The following is a 19,437-nucleotide window of genomic DNA, read 5'->3' as shown; positions in this document are numbered from 1 at the left end:
TTAAATTTTTATTAAAGAACTCAGAAATAGCTATCAAAATTTCTAGAAACAGAGACAATTAAAAATAAGATTTAATTTAAAAAACGCTATTCAAAAGCATTAAACTTTTAAAGCAAGTATACATAATTACAACTCACAATAATTTCAGATTTCAGCTTAAGAGATAAAGTAAAAGTCAAGAGTAAGGTTAACAAACTGTAACCAGAAAATTTCGAAAATATGTTTTTCGAAGAAAAAAACGAGTCGATTACTCCAATTTCCTTCCACAAAAAGTCATTTTTAATCAAATTATAAACATCAAAAAATAAGATAATTCAGCAAATATTTTCATTTCATAAACAACTAGCTGCCAAAACAATAACTTTCAAATAGACATTTTCTTACATAAGTGGTTTTCGTAAAAAATACATCGCTTTTCATATAAAAATATAGAAATTAAAAGTATTTTTGTCAAAATCACATAAATTACAAGAATATGAAAAACTTATTACTATTACTTACTGTAATTTTAACTTTGCAATTCACAGATGCAACTGCTCAAAAAGCTTTCGACATTGATGGTGTTATAGTTCCCAGAACAATGCAATTTCAAAGCAAAACTTTATCCTTAAATGGTGCTGGCGGAAGATCAAAAATGTGGTTAGAGGTATATGTTCAAGCATTATATTTATCACAACTAAGCCAGGATCCGAAATTTATTATCGATAGTGATACCGAAATGGCTATTCGTATTGAAATTACCTCTTCGATGGTATCATCAAACAAATTAACAAAAGCCATGAATAGTGGTTTCGAAAAATCTGCTGGAGATAATCTGGAAGCATTACGCCCAAGAATCGAACAATTTAAAAGTTTCTTAAGTGATGAAATCACACAAAAAGATGTTTTTAAACTTATCTACTCTCCTATCGACTCTTCAGTTTGGGTATATAAGAATGATGTCCTTAAAGGAAAAGTTCAAGGTTTTGACTTCAAAAAAGCACTTTTCGGAATTTGGTTATCTGATAAACCTGCAGATGAAAAATTAAAAAATCAACTATTAGGTAAATAATTATCTTCATTACCTAGATTAAAAAAGCTCCAGTAAACAGATTATTTGGAGCAATATTTTCATGCCTACTAAATAAGCCCCACAAAAAAAGCATTCCTAAAACAAGTAATTAGTTTTTACAATAAATTGCATGCTTTGCATTTCTCCCCCATAAAGCCTCACTGATCTTAGGATTTGCTCTTGCAAAAAATAAAACTATTTAAAAAACTGACATACAAACTTTACCCCATAAAAAAGTCTACAGAACTATGCTAGAGAAATAGAAAATTAAAAGTAATTTTGCGAAAAATTAAAATTCAATAAAATGAAAAACTTTTTACTATCACTTACAGTAATTCTGACTTTACAATTCTCAACTGTTACAGCTCAGAAATCATTCGATGTTGAAGGTGTTATAGTTCCAAGAACAATTCAATTTCAAAACAAACCTTTATCGCTAAATGGAGCTGGTGCAAGATCAGCAATGTGGTCTGGACTATATGTACAAGCACTATACTTATCTCAATTGAGTCAAGATCCAAAATTTATTATTGATAGTGATACCGAAATGGCTATCCGAATTGAAATCACTTCTTCGTTGGTATCTGCAAAGAAACTAACCAAATCGATGGACGAAAATTTCCAGAAAACAGCTGGTGATAACATCGGAGCATTACGAACAAGAATCGAAGAATTAAAAGGCTACTTAAGCGATGAAATCACCAAAGACGATGTTTACAAACTTATTTATTCTCCTATTGACTCCTCTGTTTGGGTTTATAAAAATGAACATTTAAAAGGGAAAATTTCAGGGTTTGATTTCAAAAAAGCGCTATTCGGAATCTGGTTGTCTGAAAAACCTGCCGATGAAAAACTAAAGAATCAATTATTAGGCAAATAATCTACAAAAACAAATACAGCTTCTCTTGGAAAAGAAAACTAGAGAAGCTGCATTAAATAAAATTACCTCTTCCGAATTTCCATCAGAATACACCCCGACTCGATAATGAAATTTAGATTTTCAATAGAAATTTCACTACTAGCAATCAAATAACATAGTATTTGAACTACAAATAAATTGCTAACTTTTACAAATTACACCTTCCTAAAAAACATATGTACTTTTTACCCTATAAAAACAAACCTGTTTTTATAATTTGTATTACTGTTTACACTCTTTATTTTGGTTAGATAAAATCAATTTATTTCGCCAAAAACAAACCTACTAATTCCTAATAACAAGATACTTAAACTTAAATAAACTTTTGTTTTTCTATTTCTTGCCATAATAAAATCAAGAAGCAAAATAGTTTTTTTAATTGATAGAACTACCTACCAAAACTCTCCAAGATTCTGGATTATTTCATTCTTATAACACCCTGATTTACAAATTCATAAAATTCAGTAAAATCCTTAAACATAAGGCATTTCCTGAAAAACGGGACGTAAATTACTTTAAAAACATAGAAATTAGGCGTATTTTAGCAAAAATCATAAAATACCATACAATGAAAAATTTATTACTTTTATTTACATTAATTCTTACTTTTCAAATCTCAACCGTAACAGCACAAAAAACCTTTACTATAGATGGTGTTACAATTCCGAGAACAATCCAATTTCAAAGTAAAGCTTTATCGTTAAATGGCGGTGGTGGAAAATCGACAATGTGGCCAGGAACATATCTGCAAGCATTATACTTATCACAATTAAGCCAAGATTCGAAATATATTCTTGATAGTGATAGCGCAATGGCAATGCGTATTGAAGTTACTTCTTCAACAGTATCTACACCAAAATTATTAAAAGCTATAGATGATAATTTCAAAAAGACATACCCAGGCAACATAGAAACATTGCGACCTAAAATAGAAGAATTCAAAAGCTACTTTATGGGTGAAATAAGTAAAAGAAATACTTTTAAACTTGTATACTCTCCTTCTGACGCCTCTGTTTGGATCTACAAAAACAATCAGTTAAAGGGTAAAATTCCCGGATTTGAATTCAAAAAAGCACTCTTCGGAATCTGGTTATCCAAGAAGCCTGCTGACCAAAAACTAAAAGATCAATTATTAGGCAAATAATTATTTCTGAAGGTTTTTAGTTAAAAAATTAGCATAAAATAAGGCATCCGAAATATTTTACTAAATACACATTTCGCATTATCCATTTTTTTATATTTGTGAAAATTAAACATATCGCAGAAAATGAAAGATTTATTAAAGAAATTCGAAAATAAAGAACCTGAAATCGTATTCAATTGGAAAGATTCTGAAACTGAAGCCGAAGGATGGACAGTAATTAATTCTCTTCGAGGTGGGGCTGCCGGTGGTGGTACTCGTATGCGAAAAGGTTTGGATATGAACGAAGTTTTATCATTGGCAAAAACAATGGAAGTAAAATTTTCAGTTTCTGGACCTGCGATTGGTGGGGCTAAATCTGGTATTAATTTTGATCCAAATGACCCAAGAAAGAAAGGTGTTTTACAACGTTGGTACAAAGCAGTTTCTCCATTACTAAAAAGTTATTACGGAACTGGTGGGGATTTAAACGTTGATGAAATTCACGAAGTAATTCCAATGACCGAAGAATGCGGTGTTTGGCATCCACAAGAAGGAGTTTTTAACGGACACTTTAAACCTACCGAAGCTGATAAAATTAACCGAATTGGACAATTACGTCAAGGTGTTATTAAGGTAATCGAAAACCCAAAGTTCTCTCCAGATGTAACCAGAAAATATACTGTAGCCGATATGATTACAGGTTTTGGTGTTGCTGAAGCTGTTCGTCATTTTTATACTACTTATGGTGGCGATGTAAAAGGTAAGAAAGCAATCGTACAAGGTTTTGGAAATGTGGGTTCTGCAGCTGCTTTTTACTTAGCAGATATGGGAGCCAAAGTAATTGGAATCATCGACAGAGATGGTGGATTGATAAACGAAGAAGGTTTTTCTTTTGAAGAAATCAAAGCATTATTTTTAGCAAAAGATGGTAACAAACTTGTTGCTCAAAACATGATTCCGTTTGAAGAGATTAACGAAAAGATATGGACAATTGGAGCCGAAATTTTTACTCCATGCGCAGCATCTAGATTGGTTACTCAAAATCAAATCGATGCATTAATTGCTAACGGTCTTGAAGTTATTTCTTGTGGTGCAAATGTACCTTTTGCAGATAAAGAAATTTTCTTTGGTTCTATCATGGAACAAGTAGACAGCAAAGTGAGTTTAATTCCTGACTTTATTTCTAACTGCGGAATGGCTCGTGTTTTTGCTTATTTCATGGAAAAGAAAGTACAAATGACCGATGAGGCTATTTTTAATGACACTTCAGACACTATAAAAAATGCGATACAAAAAGCACATGCTTTAAGTGCATCAAAAACAAATATCAGCGCAACAGCTTTTGAAATTGCACTGAAACAATTAGTATAAATTATTTTATACCATATTTTAAAACGAACCAAATCGATTTAATCTGATTCGGTTCGTTTTTTTTGTTTATAAAAAAGGTTAGCCACAGATTTAACCACAAACTTGTCTTTCTGAGGGAAAACTTTGCGTACTTTGCATAAACCTTAGCGCACTTTGCGGTTAATTTTTTATGCCACAGATTTAAAAGATTAAAAAGATTTATAAAACTTTGCGCCTTTTGCGGTTAAATCACCAACTACAGATTTAAAAACTTTACGGTTAAATCCCTTACCCTCTTTGATTGTAAACAATTTTCAGTAATTTTATACGTTTTACTAATACACTTATAAAAATTCAGCATAAAAATGAGTTCACCCATTTCTTCAGACAAAAAGAAATCATTACTACTCTCTACCCTTATATATGCAACAATACTATTATTGTTGTTCTTCATTCGTTTTTGGCCACCAGCAAATGGTATTACTGAACTCGCTGGAGGTGGCGGAGGTGGTGGCGTTACCGTAAACTTTGGTGATAGCGATTTAGGCTCTGGTGCAAATTACAAAAGTGAAGTTCTGGAAGTTAAAAATCATGCAAAACAAACGCCTGTAAAATCGACTCCTGAAGAAGCTACATTATCACAAGAAAATTCTACAGAAGAAAGTGTTGTTATTCCGCAGAAAGAAAAAACTAAAAAACCGATAACTGTTACAAAACCTGACCCAAAACCTGTCGTTGTAAAACCTAAAGTTTCGAATACGACTAATGATGCTTTATCGAGCATTTTAAAAGGTTCTAACAAAGGTGGTGATGGCGATGATAAAGTTGCAGGAAACAAAGGAAAATTAAACGGAAACTTAAGCTCTAATGGTTATTACGGAACTGGAGGTTCTGGAGGTGGAACTGGCGGAGGAAACGGAACTGGTACCGGCATAGGAACAGGTAGCGGATATGGTTCTGGAAGTGGCGGAGGATCAGGAAGTGGTTCTGGTGGTGGTTCAGGTTATTCTCTTGGAAACAGAAAAGCATTATCTAAACCAGCTCCAAATTATACTTGTAATGAAACAGGAAGAGTCGTTGTAGAAGTTTCTGTAGATAGAAACGGAAGAACCATAAGTGCTATTGCAGGAATTAAAGGAACTACAAACACAGCGAAATGTTTATTGGATCAAGCCAAAATAGCTGCCATGAATACCAAATGGGACGCTAGTAGTGATGCTCCCGAAAAACAAGTTGGTAAGATTATTTATAATTTCAATTTGAATTAAAAAAACATAAGAACAATAAAAAAGGCTTTCTGATATTCAGAAAGCCTTTTTTAGTTTTATTCATCATCTTGACAATACAAGATGTGATTGCTTCGTTCCTCGCAAAGACACAGGATTGTGTTATTTAGGACTTGTTGCTATAACAAACTTAAGATTGTTTTTAACCCCTATTTGTAGCACATCTACCAAATCTTGTACTTGTAGATTAAACGGAATCCTTACGATTACCGTTTGTTCTTTATCGGTACCTAATTTAGACATTAATGTAGTTTCTAACTCTTCAAAATCTACTGGCTGTTTATCGATGTAGAATTTTTTATCTTCTGTAACCGATAAGCTTATAAATTGTTTGTTTGTTTTTTCATTTGCTTTAGCTTTAGGCAATGTCATTTTAATAACATTAGGATTTGCCAATGTAGATATAATCAAGAAAAACAACAGCAAGAAAAACATAATGTCACTTAGCGATGAAGTTGCCACCTCGGCATGAAATCTTCTTTTTCTTTTAATAGACATATCTTATGATCTTTGAATTATGTTTACAAATTCAAGTATTTGTTTCTGAATTTTTAAGGCAAAATCATCAATTTTTCCATTCAAAAGGTGGTACGCGCTATATGCGATAATACCAACAATTAAACCTGAACCACTACTAATCATTTTCTCATATAAACCTCCCGAAATATTACCAATACTAATATTCTCTGTAACCGAGATACTATAAAAGATCTTAATAACTCCCGAAATAGTACCAATAAAACCTAATGTAGGTGCAATACCTGCAATAAGTCCTAAATGACCAAGACGTCTTTCCATCTCTCCTATTTCAATATCGGCAGCACGATCCATATTCGATTCGATTTCAGCTATTGGTCTTCCTATAACCAGAACACCTTCTTTAAGAATCTTTCCTGCAGCAGTTTCATTTCTTTCTACAATACTTCTTGCCATATCCAGATTACCTGAATTAAGATTAACCCCCACATCCATCATTAATCTAGGGTCAATTTTTGAAGCTTTGCTTATGTATAAATAACGCTCGATAATAACGTAAAAAGTATAGAACAATAAGATGGCAATTGGAATCAGGAAAAATCCTCCTTTTAAAATAAATCCTAAAACAGAAATCTCTGTATTTGGTGCAATTTTTTCGATAACTACGTTAGATGCGGCATTTGCAATAGTATCCGCTTGTAATTGAATGAAGCTAAACATATATTAATTCTTGTATTTGATAATTAATTCTAAAAAATATTCCAATTTTGCAATAAAGATACTTTTCGCTGTTATATTAAACTAAAAAAAACGAAAAATATTTCAATCAACAACTATTTTACTCGAAAAAAATGAACTATCAAGAAACTACCGAATGGATGTTCAACCAACTCCCAATGTACCAACTACAAGGGGCTTCGGCATATAAAAAAGACTTAACCAATACATTACATTTGGTTGACCATTTAAACAATCCACAAAATTCATTAAAATGTATTCATGTGGCAGGAACAAACGGAAAAGGATCCACCTCTCACATGCTCGCTTCGGTATTACAAGAAGCTGGATATAAAGTAGGACTTTATACATCACCACATTTAAAAGACTTTCGCGAGCGTATTAAAATTAACGGTAAAGAAATTTCAGAAGATTTTGTTTGCGAATTTATAAGTAAACACAAAGATTTTTTTGAATCTAATGATATGAGTTTTTTCGAAATGTCTGTTGGTTTAGCATTTGATTATTTTGCTACAGCAAAAGTAGATATCGCTATTATAGAAGTAGGCTTAGGCGGAAGACTAGACGCAACCAATGTCATTACTCCATTGGTTTCTGTTATTACCAATATAGACTTAGATCATACGCAGTTTCTGGGAACTACCCCAGCAGCAATTGCAGGCGAAAAAGCGGGGATTATAAAACAAAATGTACCAGTTGTAATTGGAGAATATACTCCAGAAACAAAACCTGTTTTTTTAGCTAAAGCAAAAGAGACTCAGTCTGAAATATATTTTGCTTCTGATATTATTACCGAAGTTTACCCTTCTGATTTAATTGGAGATTATCAGCAACATAATAAAAAGACTGTTCAGGAAACCATACATATCCTGAATACTCAAAATGAATTTAAAATATCCAACGAAAATCTTAAAACTGGATTATTAAACGTCGTTACAAATACAGGTTTACAAGGAAGATGGCAACAGCTTGGCGAAAATCCTAAAATTATATGCGATACGGCTCATAACAAAAATGGCCTGGCTATAGTAATGAACCAAATCCAGAATGAAACTTACGAGAACTTACATATTGTATTGGGAGTCGTAAATGATAAAGATTTAGATTCTGTTTTACCACTATTTCCTAAAAAGGCACAATACTATTTCTGTAGTCCTAACTCATCTCGTGGTTTAAGCACTTCTATTTTACAGGAAAATGCTAAAAAATATGATTTAATAGGTAAAACTTACGACTCTGTTTCGGATGCTTTTACGACTGCAAAAGAAAATGCGACCAAAAATGACTTTATTTTTGTGGGAGGAAGCACATTTGTAGTAGCCGAATTGCCTTTAGATAAAGAGAAACAATAACAAGGCTCTTTTACAAACCTAGTAAAAAAGCTACAAAAATAAATTCACTCAAAAAAACTACATATTCAAATAACTAAATATCAATCGCATAAAAACTAACTGCAAATTATTATTATATTTTATTTAAAAAAGTTTTGGTAATGCAGAAAACAGTCTTATATTTGCACTCGCAATCACATAACGATAGCAACCTAGTAAAATAGGGCGATTAGCTCAGCTGGTTCAGAGCACCTCGTTTACACCGAGGGGGTCGGGGGTTCGAACCCCTCATCGCCCACAAAGAACTCCATTAGAAATAATGGAGTTTTTTTATAGCTTACCGAGTGTCACGGATTTCAAATCCACACTATCGGGTTCGGGGAGATACTCAAGCGGCCAACGAGGGCAGACTGTAAATCTGCTGTGTAAACTTCGCAGGTTCGAATCCTGCTCTCCCCACAAAAGGGGAAAAGAAGTGAAAAAGGCAACTTTATCAATCTTTTCAAAACCCGAAACATTAAAAAAACCTGTAAATCGAAAGATTCACAGGTTTTTTGTTTTAAAGCACTTTACTATTGCGGGCACAGATTACAAAGGATCATGTTCAAAAGTTGGGGATTAAGCAAAAAGATTAGATAATCTGAACAAGAAGAAATCAATATTTCTTACACCTCTAAATTGGCTTCTAAATGCTTTTATTTTTGCATTAAAAGATTCGGCAGAAGCATTGGTACTTCTATTATCAAAATAGTTTAAGATTGATTGGTAGTTAAAAGTTATAGTATTGAGCAGAATATTGAAGTTTTTAAAACCTGATTCCTCTACATTTCTATACCAATGTGCTAGTTTGGTCATAGCAATATGTTTATCGTTGTGATTATTGTAAATCCCTCGAAGTTGTTGATTTAAATTATAGGCTGTTTTTATATCTGGATATAGCTCAAAGAGCATTTGAGCTCTTTCTTTTTGACTAGTAGTCCATTTTTCTCGAGATTTATAAAGTAGATATCTGCTTCTGGCTAATAGCTGTTTTACAGAATCTCCGTTTGATAAAAGCTGTGAGATATATGTTTTATTTTCTTTTTTTGCCTGTAATATCAATTGATTTTCAAAATCCATAGCTTCCCATCGATGTTTGATTCTGATTTCTTGTAATGCTTCCAATGCCAATTTTTGAACATGGAACCTATCGGTTACTTGTATGGCTTTTGGAAAGGCTCTCTTTGATATTAATTTCATGGAATTAGCCATATCAAGTGTTATTTCTTTTACACAAGATCTCTTTTTGTAATCAATTTTACAGAGGTGTTCTATGACCTGATCAGCTTTGGTTCCTGCAATAATAGCCACTAAACAGCCTTTTTTGCCTTTGAATTTCTTGTTGATCACAATTGTATAGAGTTCACCCTGAGATAAAGCTACTTCATCAATGGATAAATGAGTACCTATATTTTCGGGGTAAACAATCCACTGGTGCGCATGTTCGCGCGGAGCCCATGTACTAAAAAAGCTTAGATGTTTTTTATATTGTCTTTGAAGTTTTTTTCCATTGACTCCGAAAAAACCTCCAATGGTATGACAGTCGGTAGCGTTATTATCTATTAATTTCTTTTAAAAAAGCCGCAAACTCCTGCGTCATGCGAGTTCCTTTGGCTACTAATGCCCAATCTCTTTTTATAATTTGACTATTGGTTTTATTGGTCCAGCGGCGTCTTTTGATATGTAAATACACAAATTTGCCTCTTAATGGAAAATCCTGAATGGTAATCTCATCTTGAAAACCCTTTGATACTAATTCAAACATATCAAACTCTTGTGGAGGCTTAGCGCTCTCTTCGAAATAAAGGTGTAGTACTTCTTCTGTGTTAGTGCTAGAAATTATTTCAAAGTGTTCTACTAAAAAATCAGGCAGCATAAATTTTAAAAGGTCTATAGGAGTCATCTCAAATTCTTAGATTACAAAGTTCTTATTTTATTTTGACATTCCTCCCCAGGTTTTGTTCTTGATCCATTACAAATCCCCGCTATCGGGAGAACAAAGACATAAAGTCAATTTTTTCTTTGCTGTTTTTCCTTTTATTATTTTACAGTTTTCTCTTTAAGTCTTGCCTTCCATATTTCGTCCCATTCGTTTCTCAAAATACTCAAAATTATTGCATCAATTCTGTTTCCCTTTTGATCAAAACTACGGCTTCTTAATATTCCCTCTTCTGTACAACCAACACCTTTCATCGCATTTATACTTCGTATGTTTTTACTGTTTGCTCCAAGCCCAATCCTTACAATTCCTAATTTATCAAATACAAAGTCGAACATTAAGTATTTGCAATTTTTGTTTATTCCTGTTCCTTGATATTTTTTTCCATACCAAGTATAACCAATTTCAATAGTGTTCATTTCCAAGACAATATTGTAAAATCTCGTACTCCCAACATATTCATTGGTTCTTTTATCAAAAATAATGAATGGATATTCTTTTTCCTTTTCTCTTTGACTGATAGCATTATCGATATATTTCAATAAATTTTCTTCTCCGTTTGCACCGCCCATGTTAAACTCCCAAATTTCGGGTTCGTTAATTGAAAAGTCTAAAAGATATTTAAAATCGTCTGCTTTCAAAGGTCTCAAAAGTACCGTTTCGTCTTCTAAAATATAGTCCGCTTTGTAGTCAAATTTTATTTCGTTCATTTAAATTTTATGTTTTTTTGGTTGTCTTTAGTTATTTTTTAGCATTACCACCAACTCATTTATACCAGCCACAAAATAATTTGGCTTTTCCTGATGTAAATAATTAAGGATATTTTGAAAAACCACGAAGTTAACCATCTTAATAATTATAATTGTGATCCAGTTTAGCTATTATTAAGTAGACCAGAATAGTACAGTTCCAAGTTAAACTATCAGCGTTTTGTTTAATAATACATTATTTAATTACTATAAGTTTTTCAAATTAAAAAGAATAGATTTCTTGGAGCTGCATCCTTCACAGATTCTTCAAACCCTACAAGAAATGGTTCAGAACTAGGTTCAGAACAACCACCAAGATGCTCCAATAGAAATAATGGAGTTTTTTTTATATCTTATTTTTTTTACTAGTAATTTACTGCGTGGACACCGATTGTAAATCCGCTCTATCAGGATTGTAAAAGCGTGCAATCGGATTTTGAATCAAAATAACTTTAAACCAAAAAAGTAGCATCACAGCGATGCTACTTTTTTATAGGTGTTGAATTAAAAATAGTTACTTCTGTAAATAAATAAAAATTATTCATTAATTACAAAAGATGTTTTATTCTGTTACATAAACAGGTCCTACTTGGATATATTCTTCTTTTTTATTTTTTTTGTTTACAAGGATTACGGTGTAACTATCAAACAAATTCATAACTTTAAGTTCGCTCAGTCTTTTTTTATCATTCTCATTATACAATTTTGAAGATTGAGCAAATTCTTTAAAGCAAACAATTTTCTTAGGTTTAATATTATTTATAATTTTAAATTCTTTAAAATAAATTGCACCATTCTTTATATCACTATTATCCTTAATAATATATTCCTTTGGATCATATTTGGACTCATAAACATACTTACCATCTAATTTTAAAAAAAGAGTGTCTTTTTTCCTTTCCTCTGCTTTTAGACCAGAAATAGAAAAAAGTATTAATATAAAAAGTGAAATATATTTTTTCATAGTTGAGTAATTTTATAAGGCAATAACTTAAATTATATTGAGATTCCAATACATTTTCCTAAATCCACAACCTTCTTTAATTGTTTTGTTATGGACAAGGAACTAATTTACTTAAAAGTGAAACTCTGCTGGCAAGCTTTTACGTTATTATCCCTTAAACCTCCCCAAGCCAACGCCTCATAAAAAACATCACTTGGTACCTCTCCATAATAATTAATGTATTTATTATAGTCATCAGTAAACACATTTTTATGAAATTCTTTTAAAGCTTCTCTCATGCTATTTAGATACATTAAAGCAATAGTATTGTGTTGATTTCCACAAGTTTCGTATGTTGTTTTAAAATACTTTACTGTTGTGGGCACGGATTATAAATCAGTAGCATCAGGATTTTGACAAAACCTAAAATTTTGACAAAGTTATTTCTTTCTATTTTTTCTCTTTATAAATTCTATAGAATAAAAAAATGTACCAACTAGCTAAAACTAGTATGGCTGGGTAAAAATAACTTACAATATAAAATGTATTAGAAATACAAAAATTAAAGTTATATTCTACAAAGCAGAAAAAATCCACAATAAAGCCCCAATTGTAAGGAATATCAAAAAAATAACTTTCATGTTAAATATTATCATTCTATCTCAAAGCCTGATTCGACTTGAATATATTCTACTTTTTTATCAATATTTTTAACCAAAAACACAACGTAATTACTAAAAAAAACAGCAATCTTTTCATTATTCAATTTTTTCTTTTTATCATAAAAATCTGAAGAGCGTATAAACTTTTTAAGTGACAAAATCTTTTTAGGACTTAGATCACTTTTCACTTCTCCTTTTTTAAAGAAAAAAGACCCATTACTACCTCCACTACTATCATCTAAATAAAAATGACCTGGGATTTCAGTATACAAATTTATATACTTATTATCATACTTAAAATAGAGTGTATCTTTTGTTTTCTCTTGAGCATTTAGAGAAATAAAGAAAAGGAGAAACAACACAATTGTTAATATTTTCATCTTTAAATAATTTTATAATGTTAGTTAGAACATGGCGCTGCTTTGCTTAAAAGTGGTATTCTGCTTGAAAGCTTCTCAATTTCAGCTTTTTTTTAGTTAGCTTTAAGCAATAAGTTGACTTTTCTTTAAACGAACATAAGAAATATTATTACTACAAATTTATTAACTTTTTAAAATTAAAAGAATAGATTTCTCGGGGCTGTGTTATTTACAAATCATTAAATCCTGCGTAAAAACGGTTCGCAAGTCTCTACTGGCGAGCAATACTAAATTACTTTTATCATAGTGTCTCGTCCTAAATATATTTGACATTTCAAATTGTTCTACTTTTATTACCTATTAATGAGTTGTTTTTAAAACTCTGAACATGATTGCTTTACTTCATATTTAACAACTTTATTATCTGCGATTTTTTCGAGAATATATATTTTAAAATATGTACTAAAATCCTTCACAGGAAATAAGATAGGATTCTTTAAGTTCATCTTTTTTTCTTCCTCCCGTTTTTTTTCTTTGTAGTATTTATAAGCATCCTTTTGTAAATCATCTGGGAAATCTAATTTTATTTTTTTTAAATAATTAACTGCACAAGTGTCTATTTCATCTTTACTCGAATTAAAAATAAATGTCTGATTACCTACATAAAAATAGATTTTATTTTCATTCTCTTTTTTTTCATTACCATTTACATTATCAAAAAGCAAATATTTAATTGGTCTTAAGTACTTATTTCCTCCTTTGTAGAAACTAAAATAGTCACTTTCTTTTGTCTGTCCTGTTACTATAGATGAAGTTACAAGTAGTATTATATAGATTATATTTTTCATAATTAATTACAGTTTGAAGGTCCGTTATAAAAATTATCGTTAATTAACTTGTTAATAACAGCTTTTTCAGTTTCTGATAAGTTATCCCAAGCAATTGTAGTTAAATTCGTATCCAATTTACCTAAGCCTACCCATGTAACAGCCTCATAAGTAGACCTAGGTAGTCTCTTATTATCAAATTGTTGAATAATATCAGCAATTACACTTCTATAATGACTTGCCATCATTTCATGATTCCATGTGGGTTTATATCTCTTGAAATAGTAATCATAAAGACCTGGGAAATTATTTTTTAATGAATTAACATAATTTGTTTGTTCTTGAACTGTCATGTTATTCGAATCTAAACTCCCTTTTTGAGCAGCAATAAGCATTTTTCTGAAAATTTCAGCATGAATTATTTCATGAGCAAATACTGTTGCTTTACCTAAATCAGATAGATTATTTAAGGAGTTGTTATTTATTTGTATTTCGGTAACATAGTTAACAGGCGGTTGAGTTTCACCATATACATTTAAACTTAGATTATTATTGATTGTTAATTTTAAATCATATAGTGTAAATTCTCCATCAAATTTTTTAATTGCATTTTCAAACCCACTACTAGAGCTTTTTAATTTTTCATAAATACATTTTGCTTTTCCAGTCAGCGCATCAATAATTTGTACAGGCGTTGGGGCTGTAACGCCACCACCACTACTACCTCCTCCAGGTGAAGTAAATCCGCCCGGACTTGTTCCGCCACCGCCAGTCGCAGGAGTACGGGGGGTATATACCACTGGAGCTCCAGTACTAGGGCCAGTTACAACAACAGGCCTTAATTGAACTGGAGGACGAGGAGGCGGTGCTTTACCATCACCTAAACCTCCAGGACCTTCTTGACACATATCATCAACACATGGAGAAATAGCAGGAGCTTTGCTTGTTGCCATTTTATCAATGGAAATCACTGCTACAATTCCATTTTCAATAACTTGATTATTTTTAAATCTAGATGCTCTAACAAAACCCATTTTTAAATCCCATGCTGCCATGTAACCATTGAAATCTCCTCCCTCAATTGTTTGACTATCTGAAGGAACATCTTTGTCAGGATATATTTCAAACAATAATACTTTGTAATCTCCTGTACCCAATTTATAAAGATATAATTTCTGTGACCAAATTTCTTCTCTATCTTCTTTTAATTCAACAATAGGTACAATAATAGTCTCTGTGCCATCTTCTGATTTTACCTTCTTTGCTTCATTCCAATTGTATTCTAAATTCTGAAATAATTCATAATTAATACCATTAGATTCATATTTATCAAACCATGTTTTAGCTGATTGAATACTTTTCGTCTGAGGTGTTTGTTCATCAGTTACTAGCTGTTCTGTTTCACAGCCGAATACTATGAGAAGAAAACAGCATAGTAATGCTTGTGTAATTCTTTGCAATTTATTATTCATAACATTTAAATTACCTTTTTCACTTTACTTTATGCAGGCAGAAAAAGGCTTTATTAGTCCTTGCAATTTTAAGACGGTTAACATTTTGTTAAAACAGTAATTCAATTGCTAATATATAGTTTTTTTATTACAAAAAAAACCAAATATGTTTTATGTTATCTAAAAACGTAAGTTTTTATCATTATTAAATTTAAAGCACATTTGGTTTAATGCAGCGAATCCGTAATAACCATTTTATTAATCTCATCCAGAAATTCGATTTCCTCCAAAGGAAGCAACTGCGTAACTACTTTTAATATTAATGCAATATCGATAGAAGAATCTTTGGCTGTCTTTGAGATTCCAAGTGCTTCATGGTCTAATACCTGAACACATAATTTTAGCATATTAGAAATAACGTATGAAAGCTCACAGTAACTAGAAACCCTGATTTCTGTAGTATAAATATCCGCTTTATCATTTGCAGGTTTTATTGTCGTGAAATATCTAGCGATTAATTGTTTAAAGTCTTCAGAGTTCTCAATTCTTTGCGCTTCCATAATTTTGATTTTTGTTTATTACATGCAAAGAAAGATTACTTAGTACTGTATCGAACCATTATCAATTGTATCTTACCATGTGGTAGTTGTTTTTTACCAAAACCAGTTTTATAAAAGAATTTTAAATATCTTTGAACTATGAGCACAGCAACAAAACCAAAACATATAGGCCGAAACATTAGCCGAATAAGAGAGCTACGCGGTATGAAACAAGAGGCTTTGGCTACTGCAATTGGAGTAAGCCAACAATCTATATCTAATATTGAAGGAAGTGAAACAATAGAAGATGTTATTTTAGAAAAAATTTCTAATGCCTTAAATGTATCTTCTGAAGGCATAAAAGAATTTAGCGAAGAAACAGTTTTTAATATTATCAACAATACATTTACTGACAGCAGCTCAAACAATAATAATTATTTATGTTCAATTAATCCATTAGAAAAAATTCTAGAATTATACGAACGTTTACTGCAATCTGAAAAAGAAAAGATTGAATATTTAGAGAAATTATTAAAAGGAAAATAAACCTTTTAAAACCACAAAAACTCCATTATTACTAATGGAGTTTTTTTATGTCATTGTTCTATATCTATTGCGAGTGCAGATTGCAAATTCTCACAATCCAGATCAATTACTACTTTCCTTTATAAATCTTTTCGACCTTAGTGTTCATATCACCTCTTACTAAGGTCACAGAACTTAGTTTTCCATCACTGAAATCTAATTTTAATAAGTTCGGGTAATCTATAATTTTGAACAATCCATTTTTAAGATAAACCAACTCATTATCATTTTTTCCTTTAAAATGATCCAATAGCATAGATTCAACATAAAGACGATTATTCTTTTCTACAATTTTAGTTTCCACTCCCTGAGCATAAAGAAAATCATCATAAGTTCCGATTAGTTTTTCTTTTAGACTTGAAGGTATTTCCTGAATTTCCTCATTAGATGTCTTTCCATTCCAGTTCATCAAAGTCAGAAGCTTTCTTTGAGTTTGTCCCATCACAGGAAAACGGTTCTTTTTTTCGCCATTGGTTAGAAATACAAAACCGTTTCCATCTGTCATCGTAGCAAAAACACTACCTCCTACTCCTGTATTAGAACCATTACATATAAACCAATCATAGTTATTATAACCAAAAGACTTTTGCCATCCGTAACTCCAGCCGCCAACAGCATCTTTTAAAGCAGTCACTTCTGTTACTTTTTTTGCAACATTATGAGAAATCACTTTATTGTTTTTATTTCGCAACGCATTTTGCATCTCGATAGCAAGTTTAGCCAAATCTGTTGGCGTAGACCACATTCCTGATGCTCCAACTTGCGGAGTGATTGGCAAACCTGTTCTAATAACCTTTTCATTTTCATCGTGAACGAGTGCTACATTTGTAGGGAATCCTTTTTCATCAGGCTGTATCATTGTAGTATTTTTTAATCCAAGAGGAGAGAATATATATGTTGCAGCAAGTTCCGCTATAGATTTATTAAAAGTATCTTCTAATGCCATCTGAACAATTACATAACCGCCACCACTATATGACCAACCTGTCCCAGGCGTAAACAAAAAATCAATTTCTTTATCATATCGCGGAATCTTTCCTAAAAGACTTTGCTTTATTGTTGGGATTGTATCACCTTCATAGTAATCTGCAAATCCACTTTGGGTAGTACCAGCCGTATGATTAAGAAATTCTCTCCAGGTTGGACTGTTATTCTCAGTAAACTTACTTTTTGGCAAATGCCAGCGTTTTAAATAACCATCTATTGGATCATCTAGCTTAATCAATCCTTTTTCTTCAAGTATAAAACAAAGAAGCGCTGTAATTGGTTTTGAAATCGAAGCGTTAGAAAAAGCGGTGTTGTTATCTATTTTCTCCTGAGAGTTTATTGATTTAACACCAAATTCATTTGTATATACAATCTCGTAGTTCTCAAAAACAACAAGACTAAATCCCGCAAGTTTATATTTTTCCAGTTGCGGATTAATATTCAAACTATCTGTCAGAAAACTATAATCTTTTTGTTTTGATAATACTTTCTTGTTTGTTTGACAGTTACTTATTTGACAATTTAAAATTGTTGCTATAAGAATTAGGAAGTAAATAGTAGTTTTCATTGTATCGTGATTTTTTGGTTAAAAATTTATTTCGATACAAAGATGTGGTGGAAATTAACGCTATGCGACCGAATAAAAATAGTCGGACACATTTGTTTCTAAAAATAAGTACGAATAATTAAAACTACGCGTACGAATAATTACAAATAACTAAATTACACTGCTTTACGATAATCTGTAGGCGTAAAACCTGTATATTTTTTAAAAGCTGTATTAAAAGAAGATTTAGAATTAAAACCTACATCATACAGAATTTCCAAAACCGTTACTTTACTTTTTGTAGCATCTTTTAAAATTCCCATAGCACTCTCTATGCGATACGTATTAACGAAATCGTAAAAATGCTGCTCTAATTTATGATTAATTAAAAGTGAGAGATCCCTAACAGGAATTGCAATACCCTTAGAAACATCCTGAATTGTTAAGGAAGGATCTAGGAACGGTTTTTCTTCGGCCATATATTGCTGCAATTTTAATAAATCTTCATTGTATTCTTTTTCACTTACTGCTAATTGTGCATTATTTTTCTCTTCTAAAACAATATCCGAAACCAGTTTTAATTTTGAATCAATACTCCTGAATAAACCAGGATTATTTAATGCTTTAAATAAGTACCAACAAACAACAAATAAGTGAAGTACGAGAAGACCACTTTTTATCCAGTCAGAGATATAGAAATAATCAGAGAACTTGAAGATGTTTTTTAAAAGAGCAACCGAATACAAAATAGTCAGTACAACTGTAAACTGAAATAGCCAATTATAGGAACTAATACTTGTACCTGCACAATTTTCGAGATATAGTTTTTTTGCTTTTCTTAAAACCATAAAAACAGCAATAATATATACAATTAACTGAACATGAATAAGAATATGATTGAACTGTATTTCAACCATACTTCTATAATTTTGAATAAAATTAATTTTAGAAGCAACATCTACTGTATAAAAGCGAGGTATCAAAATTGCATTTGCAATTACAAATGGAAGCGTATGCAATAAGTGTTTAGGCTTAAGCCTAAAATCTGAATAACAAACAGATAACACATATAGATAAAAAACAGGAATTTGCAAGAAAACAAATAAACTTCTTAACATTCCAAAATTTGAAGGTCTATCAATTATTAAGTTAAATAAAGTTTGACTGGTATCTATCGCTGATAATATTAAAAAAGTAGCAAAAAGATAATTACTTATCTTATGATTTGTCTTAACTGCAAACAAAAAAAATGCAAGAAATAATGAAATAAACAAGGAAACTATCGTTACAATAATTAATAAATCAATCTTACCCATTTATATTATTAAGGTTTAAATATATATTCTTATAATTAACACACAAAACAGCCAAACTATCCCGATCTAAATATGTCTTTACGCAATAATTTAACTTATTTTGAGCGAATATAAGAAATATTATCACTCCAATTCATCCCTTTTTTCTAAATAGAAATAGAAATATTTTCTTCGTGTTATTTCAATATTTCATTCTCTAAACCTCTAAAAAAGTGGTTC

Annotated in this window: 20 protein-coding genes and 2 tRNA genes; 9 read left to right on the top strand and 13 right to left on the bottom strand. The window is 31.2% G+C overall.

Annotated elements, in window-relative coordinates:
* Positions 1–475 precede the first annotated feature (475 nt).
* The 5 genes from ACJ6WR_RS13225 (at position 476) to ACJ6WR_RS13205 (ending at position 5,711) form a co-directional block, all read left to right on the top strand.
* A complete protein-coding gene (locus tag ACJ6WR_RS13225; protein WP_039111792.1) occupies positions 476–1,051 on the top strand; it encodes a chalcone isomerase family protein in 576 nt (191 codons plus the stop codon).
* A gap of 304 nt (positions 1,052–1,355) precedes the next feature.
* Positions 1,356–1,931 (top strand): chalcone isomerase family protein, encoded by a 576-nt coding sequence (locus ACJ6WR_RS13220; RefSeq protein ID WP_039111793.1) that lies wholly within the window; start codon positions 1,356–1,358, stop codon positions 1,929–1,931.
* A gap of 607 nt (positions 1,932–2,538) precedes the next feature.
* Entirely contained in the window at positions 2,539–3,114 is a 576-nt protein-coding gene (locus ACJ6WR_RS13215) for a chalcone isomerase family protein (RefSeq protein WP_039111926.1), read from the top strand.
* A gap of 123 nt (positions 3,115–3,237) precedes the next feature.
* A complete protein-coding gene (locus ACJ6WR_RS13210; RefSeq protein ID WP_039111794.1) occupies positions 3,238–4,464 on the top strand; it encodes a Glu/Leu/Phe/Val dehydrogenase dimerization domain-containing protein in 1,227 nt (408 codons plus the stop codon).
* Between the two features lie 344 nt (positions 4,465–4,808).
* Positions 4,809–5,711: an energy transducer TonB gene (locus ACJ6WR_RS13205; RefSeq protein ID WP_409415478.1), complete on the top strand. Its 903-nt coding sequence runs from the start codon at positions 4,809–4,811 to the stop codon at positions 5,709–5,711.
* Positions 5,712–5,831: 120 nt separating this feature from the next.
* On the opposite strand, the gene ACJ6WR_RS13200 is transcribed toward ACJ6WR_RS13205, so the two are convergent.
* On the bottom strand, positions 5,832–6,227 hold the full coding sequence (locus ACJ6WR_RS13200) for an ExbD/TolR family protein (protein ID WP_035619731.1): 396 nt from the start codon (positions 6,225–6,227) through the stop codon (positions 5,832–5,834).
* 3 nt (positions 6,228–6,230) lie between these two features.
* Positions 6,231–6,926 carry a MotA/TolQ/ExbB proton channel family protein gene (locus ACJ6WR_RS13195; RefSeq protein WP_039111796.1) on the bottom strand — a complete coding sequence of 232 codons (696 nt, stop codon included), beginning with the start codon at positions 6,924–6,926 and terminating at the stop codon, positions 6,231–6,233.
* Positions 6,927–7,057: 131 nt separating this feature from the next.
* On the opposite strand from ACJ6WR_RS13195, the gene ACJ6WR_RS13190 reads away from it, so the two are divergent.
* The 3 genes from ACJ6WR_RS13190 (at position 7,058) to ACJ6WR_RS13180 (ending at position 8,734) form a co-directional block, all read left to right on the top strand.
* Entirely contained in the window at positions 7,058–8,296 is a 1,239-nt protein-coding gene (locus tag ACJ6WR_RS13190; RefSeq protein WP_409415477.1) for a bifunctional folylpolyglutamate synthase/dihydrofolate synthase, read from the top strand.
* Positions 8,297–8,498: 202 nt separating this feature from the next.
* A tRNA-Val gene (locus tag ACJ6WR_RS13185) sits at positions 8,499–8,573 on the top strand.
* A gap of 80 nt (positions 8,574–8,653) precedes the next feature.
* Positions 8,654–8,734 (top strand) — tRNA-Tyr (locus ACJ6WR_RS13180).
* A 159-nt stretch (positions 8,735–8,893) separates the two neighbouring features.
* Here ACJ6WR_RS13180 and ACJ6WR_RS13175 read toward each other — a convergent pair.
* From ACJ6WR_RS13175 to ACJ6WR_RS13135, 9 genes are all read right to left on the bottom strand, one after another.
* A complete protein-coding gene (locus tag ACJ6WR_RS13175; RefSeq protein ID WP_409417930.1) occupies positions 8,894–9,847 on the bottom strand; it encodes an ISL3 family transposase in 954 nt (317 codons plus the stop codon).
* 22 nt (positions 9,848–9,869) lie between these two features.
* Positions 9,870–10,217 carry a transposase gene (locus tag ACJ6WR_RS13170; protein WP_409415476.1) on the bottom strand — a complete coding sequence of 116 codons (348 nt, stop codon included), beginning with the start codon at positions 10,215–10,217 and terminating at the stop codon, positions 9,870–9,872.
* A gap of 137 nt (positions 10,218–10,354) precedes the next feature.
* Entirely contained in the window at positions 10,355–10,963 is a 609-nt protein-coding gene (locus tag ACJ6WR_RS13165; RefSeq protein ID WP_039116954.1) for a GNAT family N-acetyltransferase, read from the bottom strand.
* Between the two features lie 601 nt (positions 10,964–11,564).
* Entirely contained in the window at positions 11,565–11,966 is a 402-nt protein-coding gene (locus tag ACJ6WR_RS13160; RefSeq protein WP_086893586.1) for a hypothetical protein, read from the bottom strand.
* A gap of 107 nt (positions 11,967–12,073) precedes the next feature.
* A complete protein-coding gene (locus ACJ6WR_RS13155) occupies positions 12,074–12,331 on the bottom strand; it encodes a hypothetical protein (RefSeq protein WP_086893585.1) in 258 nt (85 codons plus the stop codon).
* Between the two features lie 266 nt (positions 12,332–12,597).
* Positions 12,598–12,987, bottom strand: coding sequence for a hypothetical protein (locus tag ACJ6WR_RS13150; protein ID WP_086893584.1), 390 nt, complete (start codon positions 12,985–12,987; stop codon positions 12,598–12,600).
* 353 nt (positions 12,988–13,340) lie between these two features.
* Complete coding sequence (locus ACJ6WR_RS13145) at positions 13,341–13,814, bottom strand: hypothetical protein (protein WP_086893583.1); 474 nt, start codon at positions 13,812–13,814, stop codon at positions 13,341–13,343.
* Between the two features lie 2 nt (positions 13,815–13,816).
* The gene (locus ACJ6WR_RS13140) at positions 13,817–15,265 is read right to left on the bottom strand and encodes a hypothetical protein (protein WP_409415475.1); all 1,449 of its coding nucleotides are present in this window, start codon (positions 15,263–15,265) and stop codon (positions 13,817–13,819) included.
* Between the two features lie 206 nt (positions 15,266–15,471).
* Positions 15,472–15,804 carry a hypothetical protein gene (locus tag ACJ6WR_RS13135; RefSeq protein WP_409415474.1) on the bottom strand — a complete coding sequence of 111 codons (333 nt, stop codon included), beginning with the start codon at positions 15,802–15,804 and terminating at the stop codon, positions 15,472–15,474.
* 138 nt (positions 15,805–15,942) lie between these two features.
* Between ACJ6WR_RS13135 and ACJ6WR_RS13130 the strand changes: the two genes are divergently transcribed.
* The gene (locus ACJ6WR_RS13130) at positions 15,943–16,329 is read left to right on the top strand and encodes a helix-turn-helix domain-containing protein (RefSeq protein WP_039112415.1); all 387 of its coding nucleotides are present in this window, start codon (positions 15,943–15,945) and stop codon (positions 16,327–16,329) included.
* 109 nt (positions 16,330–16,438) lie between these two features.
* On the opposite strand, the gene ACJ6WR_RS13125 is transcribed toward ACJ6WR_RS13130, so the two are convergent.
* Positions 16,439–17,923 carry a serine hydrolase domain-containing protein gene (locus ACJ6WR_RS13125; protein ID WP_409415473.1) on the bottom strand — a complete coding sequence of 495 codons (1,485 nt, stop codon included), beginning with the start codon at positions 17,921–17,923 and terminating at the stop codon, positions 16,439–16,441.
* Positions 17,924–18,078: 155 nt separating this feature from the next.
* The gene (locus ACJ6WR_RS13120; protein WP_409415472.1) at positions 18,079–19,020 is read right to left on the bottom strand and encodes a helix-turn-helix domain-containing protein; all 942 of its coding nucleotides are present in this window, start codon (positions 19,018–19,020) and stop codon (positions 18,079–18,081) included.
* Between the last annotated feature and the right edge of the window lie 417 nt (positions 19,021–19,437).

It is taken from the genome of Flavobacterium sp. PS2 (assembly GCF_046250155.1).
Lineage (GTDB): Bacteria > Bacteroidota > Bacteroidia > Flavobacteriales > Flavobacteriaceae > Flavobacterium.
The sequence above is the reverse complement of the archived record's forward strand: the minus strand, read 5'-3'. Positions and strand labels throughout refer to the sequence as shown.

Excerpts from the sequence above, each read along its gene's own strand:
- ACJ6WR_RS13150 (WP_086893584.1), bottom strand. The coding sequence starts at position 12,987 with ATGAAAATATTAACAATTGTGTTGTTTCTCCTTTTCTTTATTTCTCTA.
- ACJ6WR_RS13135 (WP_409415474.1), bottom strand. The coding sequence starts at position 15,804 with ATGGAAGCGCAAAGAATTGAGAACTCTGAAGACTTTAAACAATTAATC.
- ACJ6WR_RS13225 (WP_039111792.1), top strand. The coding sequence starts at position 476 with ATGAAAAACTTATTACTATTACTTACTGTAATTTTAACTTTGCAATTC.
- ACJ6WR_RS13190 (WP_409415477.1), top strand. The coding sequence starts at position 7,058 with ATGAACTATCAAGAAACTACCGAATGGATGTTCAACCAACTCCCAATG.
- ACJ6WR_RS13215 (WP_039111926.1), top strand. The coding sequence starts at position 2,539 with ATGAAAAATTTATTACTTTTATTTACATTAATTCTTACTTTTCAAATC.
- ACJ6WR_RS13170 (WP_409415476.1), bottom strand. The coding sequence starts at position 10,217 with ATGACTCCTATAGACCTTTTAAAATTTATGCTGCCTGATTTTTTAGTA.
- ACJ6WR_RS13120 (WP_409415472.1), bottom strand. The coding sequence starts at position 19,020 with ATGTTAAGAAGTTTATTTGTTTTCTTGCAAATTCCTGTTTTTTATCTA.
- ACJ6WR_RS13145 (WP_086893583.1), bottom strand. The coding sequence starts at position 13,814 with ATGAAAAATATAATCTATATAATACTACTTGTAACTTCATCTATAGTA.
- ACJ6WR_RS13200 (WP_035619731.1), bottom strand. The coding sequence starts at position 6,227 with ATGTCTATTAAAAGAAAAAGAAGATTTCATGCCGAGGTGGCAACTTCA.
- ACJ6WR_RS13195 (WP_039111796.1), bottom strand. The coding sequence starts at position 6,926 with ATGTTTAGCTTCATTCAATTACAAGCGGATACTATTGCAAATGCCGCA.
- ACJ6WR_RS13205 (WP_409415478.1), top strand. The coding sequence starts at position 4,809 with ATGAGTTCACCCATTTCTTCAGACAAAAAGAAATCATTACTACTCTCT.
- ACJ6WR_RS13140 (WP_409415475.1), bottom strand. The coding sequence starts at position 15,265 with ATGAATAATAAATTGCAAAGAATTACACAAGCATTACTATGCTGTTTT.
- ACJ6WR_RS13165 (WP_039116954.1), bottom strand. The coding sequence starts at position 10,963 with ATGAACGAAATAAAATTTGACTACAAAGCGGACTATATTTTAGAAGAC.
- ACJ6WR_RS13130 (WP_039112415.1), top strand. The coding sequence starts at position 15,943 with ATGAGCACAGCAACAAAACCAAAACATATAGGCCGAAACATTAGCCGA.
- ACJ6WR_RS13125 (WP_409415473.1), bottom strand. The coding sequence starts at position 17,923 with ATGAAAACTACTATTTACTTCCTAATTCTTATAGCAACAATTTTAAAT.
- ACJ6WR_RS13210 (WP_039111794.1), top strand. The coding sequence starts at position 3,238 with ATGAAAGATTTATTAAAGAAATTCGAAAATAAAGAACCTGAAATCGTA.
- ACJ6WR_RS13220 (WP_039111793.1), top strand. The coding sequence starts at position 1,356 with ATGAAAAACTTTTTACTATCACTTACAGTAATTCTGACTTTACAATTC.
- ACJ6WR_RS13160 (WP_086893586.1), bottom strand. The coding sequence starts at position 11,966 with ATGAAAAAATATATTTCACTTTTTATATTAATACTTTTTTCTATTTCT.